Here is a 10,018-nt window from a genome sequence, read left to right as displayed (position 1 = left end):
CCATAAAGGCGGTGGTTTACAAAACCGTTGCTCTAGCCAACTGAGCTAAAGCGGCAACTGAATTTATTTTATCAATTTTTTCTCTCTGTGGCAAGAGTTTACATAACTATTTTTCGTGGTTGATGTATTTTGCGCTGCTGGCGTGGACGCGGTGTGTCGACTTTCTTTGATGCTACTGTCGGAGTTAGCATTTTTGTGGCTTTTTTACGCAGTTCTTCAGCCAGGTCAGTCTGTCCAGCATCGTCGTATGCTTCCGCTAAAATCTTCAGAGTCTGCGGAATCGGCTCTAATTCAACAGCCTTCTCCAGGGCGTTAATAACCTTCTTCGTATTCCCTATTTTTTCCTGAACCTTGGCGTAGGCAATGTAGCGCGCAGCCAAATCATCTTCCATCTCTAACGCCTGCTCAAACGCTAGTGACGCCTTTTCATAGTTCTCTGTTTCGTAGTAAATTAAGCCGACGTTATGAAGGCTGGAGGCGCTTGGTTCCAAACTCTGGGCAATCTCAAAACACTCAATGGCATCTTTATATGCGCGCTGCTTGGCATATAAAATTCCCAAACGGTTATATGCAGTGGCATTTTTCTCATCAACGCGTAAGATTGTCAGCAGAGCTTTTTCTGCGCGCAGGTACTTATTCTCGCGAATCGATTCCTGGGCAATTTCCCATAACTGATCAAGTTTATTAGTAATCTTAGTTGGCAAATCGCCAGTTTCTTTAATTGACGGATGATAAAAAATCGCCCAAATCATTAAAATTAGAATGAGGAATAATCCAAACATATCTATACTATTATATCACAAGTTGCGTCAGTGCCAGCCTGACGTTGGCGTTGGATTTTAACGCGTTCGCAACAGAGGTGGTTTTTTCAAGTTGATCTTCAAGCGACGGATTTATTCCGCGCGATAAAGATTGAAAACGAATCATATTTACTATAATATCCGTCAGTAGTATCGCTTTTTGGCGGTCAGAAAAGTATTTGACGAGATTCTTGAGTGTGTCGTATTCTCGATTTGTGGCTAAAATTTGCTTTGCGTCGGTGGCTAATTGTCGATATTCGGCGAATTTTTCTGGATTTTCCGCCAATTCCTTAATCAGCAATGGTCGCCCAGCAGCTAAGAAAAGAATTTGTTGGCTAGAGGCGGGGTCTAAATTGTACTTTTCAAGCAGTTTTTTATCTTGGGCGGATGTCGTTTTATGAAGAGTCAACGTCTGACAACGAGATCTAACAGTGTCAAGCATTAACTTCGGGTTTTTCGCGACAAGGATAAAATTGGTATTTTTATTCGGCTCTTCCAGTGCTTTCAGGAATGCATTTTGCGACGGCTCGGTCATTGAATCGGCTTCGTCAATGACAATAACTCGACGATTTATGGCGTAAGTTCGGAGCATAGAGATGAGCTCGCGGATTTGATCAACGGATATAGTTTGCTTTTCTGGAAGCGGTTTCAAGTGAAAAGTATCGTTATTCTTTGCTAATATTTGAGCCACGCCCAGTCCATCAAGCCCGTAATCCGCAATTACCAAAAGCGCGTGAGGCAATTGCGATGAAATCTGGCTGATTTTTTGAGTATCTCGAGCGGATATAATCACTTCAGTCATCTATAAATCCTCTGGGAAGAATCTCTTGAATTCGTCAGGAATTGCGGCTTCAAAAACTTTTCTCTCACCAGACGGCAAAGTTATCTCTAATTTTTGAGCATGCAACATCATACGACAATCCGAAGACTTTCCATAAACTCGATCGCCAAGAATCGGTGCATTCAAATGAGCCAGATGGACGCGTAATTGATGAGTTCGACCAGTGGTCGGCTTCAATTCCACGAGCGACTGAGTATCATTTTCCGCCAAAACATGGTAAGTCGTCTGAGCTGGTTTCCCGTTCGGATCTATACGAAAAGTGCTCGGCGCTGAAGGATTGCGACCAATTGGCAGATCAATTTTTGCGGCATTCAACTTTGGCTTGCCGTCGGTTATCGCTATGTAGGTTTTCTTGGCGGTTCGCTCGGCAAATTGCCTCTGTAGGTGCGCGGCAGATTCTGGGTTTTTGGCTATAATTAACAGTCCTGAAGTATCGCGATCAAGCCTGTGAACAATTCCCGGGCGATCAGTGTCCGTTGCGAATGAGGTTTTGGGGCGAATTATCTCCGCAACCGTCGGCTCGTCAGAAAGTCCGCCCTTCGCGTGCGTCAATAGTCCATTTGGTTTATTGATGACAATCACATCATCATCCTCGTATAAAATCGGCAAGTCAACGTCCGCCTGCTCTTTTTCTGGCAAATTAAGCGCAATCTCATCAGTTTCATCAACCTCAAACTTCGGCGTTGTCGCGACTTTATTATTGACCGAAACGTATCCAGCTTTTATGTATTTTTGCCAAAGACTTCGGGAAATCGTCGTGTCAAATTTGGTCGATAAATAAATATCCAAGCGCACCTTAGTTGGCGAAATTTTGAACATTATGACATACTTTCCCTGGAACGGCGTTTCGATAAATTCTGGGTCTAGCGGATTCGGTAAAATCTCGGCATTGTCTGGTCTTTCTGTCCACAATTCGTCAATGGACTCTTCGTCGACAATCGAACCGTAAAGCAATGCAAAATGCTGCTTGTTCAAAATAAAATCCGCAAAAACATGAGATTTGTCCGTTTGAATTTCTAATCGACGCAGTGCCTTAACTGGCGTATTGTCGTCTGCTAATTTGTACAATCTAGCTATTTTCAGCACTGTCCGAGGTAATATTTTCACGCGATTTGCTCCCTATTTTCGAAGCCCTACAGCTTTTTGAACGCGATACAAAGTTTCATTAGCGACGACATTCATGTCTTTTTCACTGGAAGCCAGCTTTTCTTCAATTGCTCGCTCATCAACCGCCGCAAGTCGATTCTGGAAATTCTCCAAAAATTCCGCAACTTCGTCGGCCACGATTCGCTTGAAATCGCCATAACGATCCATCCCAAAGTACTCGTTGACGGTCTGCTCCAAAGTAACTTCCCTGCCAGCATCTTGCCGAACCAAAGTCAAAATCTCCAGCAAATTAGAAATTCCCGGCTGATTTTCCTTGTCGTATTGAACTTTGCCAATTGAATCTGTTGTTGCGCTCATTATTTTCTTATGTGCTGATTTTGGATCGTCAGAAAGGAAGATAATTCCCTTGCCGCTCTCGTCAGATTTACTCATTTTCTTCGCTGGATTCACGAGGTCTTTAATCCTTAGTCCTTGGTCTTTTCCGAAGAATTGATGTTGCTGAATTACGGGTTTTGGCACGATAAATAGATCGCCAAACTTACGATTCATTCGCTCAGCAATATCACGAGTGAACTCCAAATGCTGAGTCTGGTCGTCGCCAACTGGCACGTAAGTCGCGCCGTAAAGTAGAATGTCGGCAGCCATTAGGACGGGATAGTTAAATAGCCCAACAGAGGCATCGCCCTTACTCCCCTTGTCCTTAAACTGCGTCATTCGACTCATCTCGCCAAATCCAGTAAAGCAATCCAGAATCCACGCCAGTTCACTGTGCGCCGGGACGTAGCTTTGGCGGTAAAGATGAACGGAAGGGTTGTCCAGCGGCAATCCAGCGGCAGTATAAACTCGCGCGTTGTTCAGGGTGCTGTCGTATAGCTTACTGTGGTCAATTGGCGTAGTAAAACTGTGAAGGTCTGGGATGAATAGATTGATATCATATTTGTCCGAGCGACGTTTCGCCATGTTGATAATCGGCAAAATAGCCCCAAAGTAATTACCTATGTGGATGTTATTGTTGGCGCGCACGCCAGTGAGGATGACGGGTTTTGATGGTTTCATTGGGTATATTATAACATTATTCGGCCATTAGCGGGTGCGAGATTGCGAAATATACGCCTGTAAAATTGTTTTTAGATCCACACTGTGGCGAAAGTTTATATCGTCAATCTTATCCAGATCAACCCATTCTGGCGTGCCGTTAGTATAAGTCTTCTCACTGTCGGTTATGTTGTCGTTATTGATTTGCCCGTGCAGCTGACTGTGGGTAAAGTACAGTTGGATTGACTGATTGGCTTGCGACTCAGCGTTGCGCTTGAAGAAAGTGGTTGCTTGGTGAATAATTCTATCTGGCGTGATAGTCAGTCCAGTCTCTTCCTTAACTTCGCGGACAATTGATTCCTCGATCGTTTCGCCCTTCTCGACACCGCCGCCAATCAAGCTATAACCGTCCCATTGCCGAGTTAAAAGAATCTTATTATCCTCAATAATCACCGCGTACACGCCGACGCGAATATTTAGTTCGTCAACGGGAACGGTGTATTAATTGCCGAAGACGTCTTTACGGATGATAGATTTAGTCATTATTCTCTCCACTTAAATAATCCCTAAACATCGCGAGCCCATCAACTTTCTCAATTATCGTCAGATATTCCTGCCATTCTTCGTCGTTCAGCTCTGCCAAACTGCGACCAGGAAAGCTCGGATGTCCATAAATATACAGTAATTCCGTCCAGCCATGGAGATTATCACCACGTGGCTCGTCGGTAATAAATCCCTCTTCGTTGGCTACGAAAATGTGGTCTTTTTCGCCGTCAAAATAGCCAACCGCAAAAGAAAAAATAGCTCGACGATCAGCCTCGCCTTTCATCAACTTGATAATGCCGGGATAGCTAAAGCTGTTCAGTAGCAATTTAACAAACGGCCCCGGAAAACCCTTCAGCGCCGGAATGAAAAAACCGCGGTCGTCAACGACCAGACGCTTGTTTGGGAAGGCTTTCTTGGCTTGAGATAATTTACTTTTGGCAATCGTCTGGATATCCAGCCCTCGCCCTTCGTCAAAATCATAATCGAGCTGCCTTAAATCAACACCAAGCGGCTGAAGGAGTTCTTGAAGGCTGGCGAATTTACTGTGATTGGAAGTGATAAAATAAATTGGGCTATTCTCTTGTTTCATGCTAATAAGTATACGCTAACTAACGTTATTTTGCAGATTTCTAATGCTTGTGTCGTACGGAATTTTCCATAATTTTCCGTCGATATCCAGGTTTTTCAGAAAATTGCGCATTTGTTGCTGAATGTTTTTTACGTCGACACTGTCTTCGGTCAAAACTTCCAGTTCAATAAATAGTCCTAGTCCAGCAACTTCATCGATGCAGATCGTGTAATCTTTGGTTTTTGATTCAAGGCGGACTTTATCAACAGTGACAACTTCCTGCCAGCCCAGCGCTGTGAGCATTTGGCGCGCCACATTTCCGTCATCAACCGCAAATTCATATTCATCAGACACTAGCTTTGCCTGCCCCTCAACTTTCAGTGTCATCAAGCTCCGCTGCAACTCACCAGTTTCCGGATTAAGAACATCGCGCACTCGCATAATTTTTGATCCAGGAACAATTGGTGCGTCAACTTGCTCGGGCAATAAAAATACTGTATCAATTTGGCGTTTGCTTGAGATTGACGTGATAAATTGGTCTTTAAGAATGGCGAGAAGATCGCTCTGCGTTATGTCGCCTGATATCTTAAATTTGGACTCTACTTCGATCATAAGCTTCCTCGTTTGGACTTTGCTATAGGATGACTCGTTTTTGGTGAATATTTTCTCGCCAAATATTCTTTCATAATTTCCGACAGCTTCTTCGCATATTTATCGGTTATTTCGTGTCGTTGAGTTGCCATTGACGTATGAGTGATATTGTTATGATCTTTTGCTAATTTCTTCAGGTTTCTCTCGACAATCAGCGGATCAAGCCTTCCAGACAAAATAGCAATCGGAAGAGTGAGCTTAGTGATGTCATTCATTGTCGTCTGATTGATAATCGCGGTGTTCAAGGCTGTCAAGAAGGATTCGGCGGTAACCTCATCAGCCTTAAATCCAGCGTCAGGCCAAATATTGTGCCGATCAGCGAATTGCAAAAAGCGTTTCGAACTGCGCGGATGACTATTGAAAAACTCATAAAGCGTACGCAAAATCTTCTCTGGATGATGATTTTTTTCGTCGACTCTCGGATAATATATCGGCGGACTACACAAAATCAGCGACCTGCTTAACTTCGGATACTGCTTGGCGAGCTCTACAGCAGCCAGCGACCCCATAGAATGACCGATGATAATATCTACATGATTTATGAATTCCCTACGCAAAGTAGCGACGATGCTTGCGGCTTGGTCGTGGGCGTTGTAGGATTTCCAATCAGGCTTGGGTGAATTGCCAAATCCCAGCATATCAATTGCTATAACTCGCGTGCCCTTTGGTAAATACGGCTCCAGCGGCGTCCATGTTCGCCACGAAGTTCCCAGTCCATGAATAAGTAAAATCGTCACTTTCGGTTTTTCCGGACGAGAAAAATAATGCACGTTCAATGAATACGGAATCCGTAACCAGCGATGGATAATCTTGTCCAACATATTTTTAGTATACTATGAAAATACTCCGCCTGCATGTGAAACGGAGTATTTTGTGATAGCCTTTTCTGTACTAACGCTTAGAGAATTGTTCGCGCTTACGAGCAGAACGAAGACCGTACTTCTTGCGCTCTTTCTCGCGTGGGTCACGCTTCAATAGCTCAGCCTTCTTTAGAACTGGACGCAGGTCGGCGTGAGCTGCAGTCAAAGCCTTTGCGATACCAAGCTTGATAGCATCAACTTGACCAGCTAAGCCGCCACCCTTAACTAGGATAGTAACGTCGAATTCTTTTTGCTTGCTGACAATTGCAAGTGGATCGGTTACTTCTGCTAGTAAGGTTTTGTTGCCGTCCAGATACTCAGCGGCAGGTTTGCCGTTGATAGTGATAGTGCCTTTTCCAGGAAGCAATCGAACGCTTGCTGAAGCACTTTTGCGTCGACCTAAGCCGTAGAAATAAGTATCAGCCATATTACTTCACCTCAACTTTCTCTGGTGTTTGTGCTGTGTGAGCGTGGTCGCTGCCAGCAAAAATGCGTAGACGCTTTAGGCGCTCTGCTTGCAATTTGTTCTTTGGCAACATGCCTTTAACAGCTTCTTCAATAATTCGCTCTGGGTGGCGTTCGCGCATTTCTTTGAATTGCGTCTCCTTAATTCCACCTGGGAAACCACTGTGGCGATAGTAATACTTATCAGTTTCCTTGTATCCAGTAACGACTGTTTGCGCAGCATTGATAACAACTACGTAGTCGCCACCGTCAATATGAGGAGTGTAAGTCGGCTTGTATTTACCAGTCAAATGCTTAGCAATCTCTGTAGCCAAACGTCCAAGTGGTAATTCGCTAGCGTCAAACAATACCCAACGGCGAGAAACTTCAGATGGTTTTTGTGAATAAGTCTTCATCTTATTTTCCTTCCTTTGGCATTGGTTTAATATCGTCAACAAACTCGATAATCGCCATTTGAGCGCCGTCGCCGACTCGCAAACGTGTTCGTTCAACGCGAACGTGTCCGCTGGTTCGACCACTTAGCTGTGGCGCGATTTCATCAACTAGTTTGTAAGCAGCGGCGCGTGTGCTTAATGCTGCAATCACCTGACGTCGGCTTGCTAGGTCGCCCTTCTTAGCCTTGGTGATGATTTTTTCAATGTGACGCTTTAGTTCCTTAGCCTTTGGCAAGGTGGTCTCGATTTTTCCGTACTCAACCAAGCTGGTAGCCAGACCTTTGAGTAGGGCTCGTCGCTGATCACGCTCGCGGCCGAACTTGCGCCCTTGATATCCGTGTCTATGCATAGTTAAAACTCCAACTCCGCCATCTTGTCACGTACTTCGTCTAGTGCCTTTGAACCGAAACCTTTCAATTCTCGCAAATCTTGCTCAGTCAAAGTTACCAAATCGCGAATAGTGCGGATTTCATTGTTAATTAGCGCGTTCGTCGTGCGGGCGCTTAAGTTTAATTCTTCAATTGGCATTGCTAGCTCTGACTCTTCGTCTTCCTTAGCTGCGCCAAGTGCTGGTGCGCCAGTTACCATCGTGTTGCCAGCCAAAGCTGTGTATTGATTGACAAGGATCGCTGCTGCTTCTTCGAACGCCTCACGAGGTGTGATTGTGCCGTTAGTTTCAACAGTGATTGCCAACTTGTCCAAGTTTGTCTCCTGGCCAACACGAGTTGAGTCGACTTTGTAGCGAACGCGTAGAACTGGTGAGTACATTGCATCAATAGCAATCATGTCGCTGTGCAAACGCTTTTCGCTTGACTCTTCAATTGTCTGGTAACCGCAACCTGCCTCAACTACCAAATCCATAACCAAATGCTTGTTTGGGTCGTCGATTGTAGCAATTACTTGCTCTGGGTTAACGACTTCAACGTCAGCATTAGTTTTAATGTCAGCGGCAGTTACTTCGCCAGCGCCAGTTTTCTCAATGCGCAGTTCAACTGGATCATCAGTAAATACGCGCAGGTGAACGTTTTTCAAGTTCAACATAATGTCGACAACATCTTCTTTGATGCCTTCAACAGTAGTAAACTCGTGAGTTGCGCCTTCAATCCTGAAAGCCACAACCGCGCCACCGCGAACGCTCGACAATAGAACGCGTCGCAATGAGTTACCAAGAGTATTACCGTAGCCTGGGTGAAGTGGCTCGATTAGAAAAGTAGCACTGGTTGCTGAAATATCATCAACGCTCGCGAGTGCTGGATTGTAAATTGCTTTTGCCATAATTCTTCCCTAACCCTTCTTTTATCGTGAGTAATACTCAACAATTAATTGCTCGTTGATGTCAGCTTCTGCTTCCTCGCGCTTTGGCAAACCAGTTACTTCAATCTTCAGCTTCTTGCTATCAGCTTTTAGCCAACTTAGCGGGCCTTGGACTGAATTGTTGATTACATCGTCAATTCGTGTAAAGTACTCTGACTTGGTACTCTTTGGACGAACCGTGATGACATCGCCAGCTTTAACGCGAATCGATGGAATATCGACGCGTCGACCGTTCAATTCAAAATGTCCGTGGCTAACTAGTTGACGAGCTGCGCGGCGTGATACGGCAAATCCAGAACGATAAACAACGTTATCCAAGCGGCGCTCTAATAGCTTCAACAAGTTTTCGCCCGCCAAACCTTCTTGAGCGCGTGTTGCTTCGTCCATCAAGCGAGCAAACTGCTTCTCGACTAGGCCATACAAGCGACGAACCTTCTGCTTTTCGCGTAGCTGTGTAGCGTATAGGCTTGGCTTATTCTGACGACCATGTGCGTGCTGACCTGGAATGCCAGATTTTTTCGCCAAAATTTTATGTGCTTTTGGATGAAGCGCATAACCTTCGCGGCGGCTTTGCTTGACAATTGGTGAATTATCTCGTGCCATAATTATGCCCTCCGTGCCTTTCGTGGACGAACACCACCGTGAGGCACGCCAGTTACGTCCTTAATGCTTTCTACTGAGATGTCGAAGGCGCTGACCGCACGAATAGCGGCATCACGACCTAAGCCGACACCTTTCACGAAAACGTCAACAGACTTCAAGCCGTATTGAGATTTCGCAGCTTCAGCAGCTTTTTCAGCAGCAACCTGTGAAGCATAGGCTGTACCTTTTTTACTTCCACGGAAACCACATGCACCAGCTGATGAAGCGGTTAGTACGTTACCCTTCTTGTCGGAAAAAGTAACGATAGTATTGTTAAATGTTGCCTGAATGTGCAGCTGACCAGCTGGGACTGATCGGCGCTGCTTCTTCTTGGTAGATTTTGCGTCTGCCATTTCTTAGTCCTTTCTTTAGGTCTTACTTGCTGCTTTTGGTTGTGTACCGCCCACGGCGATGGCGCGACCCTTGCGAGTTCGTGCATTCGTACGAGTCCGCTGTCCGCGTGTTGGCAGTCCTGCTTTGTGGCGAAGACCGCGATAGGCGTTGATATCCTTCAAGCGCTTAATATTATTTGTCACCAAGCGCTGGAGATCACCTTCAACGGTGTATTCGCTGTCAATAATTTCGCGAATCTTGTTTTCTTCAGCCTCGGTGAGATCTTTCACCCGAGTGGTCGGCTCAATTTTAGCCGCCGCAAGGATGCTCGAAGCGTGCTTTGGCCCAATACCGTAAATATAGGTGAGCGCAATTTGCACCTGCTTCTCTGTTGGGATAACTACCCCAGCAATTCGAGCCAT

Annotated in this window: 15 protein-coding genes; all 15 read right to left on the bottom strand. The window is 45.3% G+C overall.

The window, feature by feature from the left end; all coding sequences use genetic code 11:
- Nucleotides 1-98: 98 nt before the first annotated feature.
- The 15 genes from LRM45_RS03925 to rpsM all read right to left on the bottom strand — a co-directional run bounded on the left by LRM45_RS03925 (nt 99) and on the right by rpsM (nt 10,018).
- Nucleotides 99-782, bottom strand: a complete 684-nt coding sequence (locus LRM45_RS03925) for a tetratricopeptide repeat protein (RefSeq protein ID WP_243826828.1) — start codon at nt 780-782, stop codon at nt 99-101.
- 10 nt (nt 783-792) lie between these two features.
- A complete protein-coding gene (locus LRM45_RS03920) occupies nt 793-1,602 on the bottom strand; it encodes an AAA family ATPase (RefSeq protein WP_243826827.1) in 810 nt (269 codons plus the stop codon).
- Entirely contained in the window at nt 1,603-2,748 is a 1,146-nt protein-coding gene (locus LRM45_RS03915) for an RluA family pseudouridine synthase (RefSeq protein WP_243826826.1), read from the bottom strand.
- A gap of 12 nt (nt 2,749-2,760) precedes the next feature.
- Nucleotides 2,761-3,804, bottom strand: a complete 1,044-nt coding sequence (gene trpS / locus LRM45_RS03910; protein ID WP_243826825.1) for a tryptophan--tRNA ligase — start codon at nt 3,802-3,804, stop codon at nt 2,761-2,763.
- 27 nt (nt 3,805-3,831) lie between these two features.
- Complete coding sequence (locus tag LRM45_RS03905) at nt 3,832-4,245, bottom strand: NUDIX domain-containing protein (RefSeq protein WP_243826824.1); 414 nt, start codon at nt 4,243-4,245, stop codon at nt 3,832-3,834.
- Between the two features lie 73 nt (nt 4,246-4,318).
- Nucleotides 4,319-4,918 (bottom strand): non-canonical purine NTP pyrophosphatase, encoded by a 600-nt coding sequence (locus LRM45_RS03900; protein WP_243826823.1) that lies wholly within the window; start codon nt 4,916-4,918, stop codon nt 4,319-4,321.
- Nucleotides 4,919-4,933: 15 nt separating this feature from the next.
- Nucleotides 4,934-5,509, bottom strand: coding sequence for a class IV adenylate cyclase (gene cyaB, locus LRM45_RS03895; protein WP_243826822.1), 576 nt, complete (start codon nt 5,507-5,509; stop codon nt 4,934-4,936).
- Nucleotides 5,506-6,369: an alpha/beta fold hydrolase gene (locus LRM45_RS03890; protein ID WP_243826821.1), complete on the bottom strand. Its 864-nt coding sequence runs from the start codon at nt 6,367-6,369 to the stop codon at nt 5,506-5,508. The genes cyaB and LRM45_RS03890 overlap by 4 nt, the downstream gene beginning before the upstream one ends.
- A gap of 70 nt (nt 6,370-6,439) precedes the next feature.
- Nucleotides 6,440-6,835, bottom strand: a complete 396-nt coding sequence (gene rpsI, locus LRM45_RS03885) for a 30S ribosomal protein S9 (protein ID WP_129636874.1) — start codon at nt 6,833-6,835, stop codon at nt 6,440-6,442.
- A 1-nt stretch (nt 6,836) separates the two neighbouring features.
- The gene (gene rplM / locus LRM45_RS03880) at nt 6,837-7,268 is read right to left on the bottom strand and encodes a 50S ribosomal protein L13 (protein ID WP_129632888.1); all 432 of its coding nucleotides are present in this window, start codon (nt 7,266-7,268) and stop codon (nt 6,837-6,839) included.
- A gap of 1 nt (nt 7,269) precedes the next feature.
- A complete protein-coding gene (gene rplQ / locus LRM45_RS03875) occupies nt 7,270-7,656 on the bottom strand; it encodes a 50S ribosomal protein L17 (RefSeq protein WP_129636875.1) in 387 nt (128 codons plus the stop codon).
- Nucleotides 7,657-7,658: 2 nt separating this feature from the next.
- Nucleotides 7,659-8,582, bottom strand: coding sequence for a DNA-directed RNA polymerase subunit alpha (locus LRM45_RS03870; protein ID WP_129743800.1), 924 nt, complete (start codon nt 8,580-8,582; stop codon nt 7,659-7,661).
- Nucleotides 8,583-8,603: 21 nt separating this feature from the next.
- Nucleotides 8,604-9,224: a 30S ribosomal protein S4 gene (rpsD, locus tag LRM45_RS03865; RefSeq protein ID WP_129632896.1), complete on the bottom strand. Its 621-nt coding sequence runs from the start codon at nt 9,222-9,224 to the stop codon at nt 8,604-8,606.
- Between the two features lie 2 nt (nt 9,225-9,226).
- The gene (gene rpsK, locus LRM45_RS03860) at nt 9,227-9,616 is read right to left on the bottom strand and encodes a 30S ribosomal protein S11 (RefSeq protein ID WP_129745336.1); all 390 of its coding nucleotides are present in this window, start codon (nt 9,614-9,616) and stop codon (nt 9,227-9,229) included.
- 15 nt (nt 9,617-9,631) lie between these two features.
- The gene (rpsM, locus tag LRM45_RS03855; RefSeq protein ID WP_039327369.1) at nt 9,632-10,018 is read right to left on the bottom strand and encodes a 30S ribosomal protein S13; all 387 of its coding nucleotides are present in this window, start codon (nt 10,016-10,018) and stop codon (nt 9,632-9,634) included.

The sequence above is a fragment of the Candidatus Nanosynbacter sp. TM7-057 genome (assembly GCF_022828295.1).
Taxonomy (GTDB): Bacteria; Patescibacteriota; Saccharimonadia; order Saccharimonadales; family Saccharimonadaceae; genus Nanosynbacter.
This window is presented reverse-complemented; position numbering and strand designations above follow the sequence as displayed.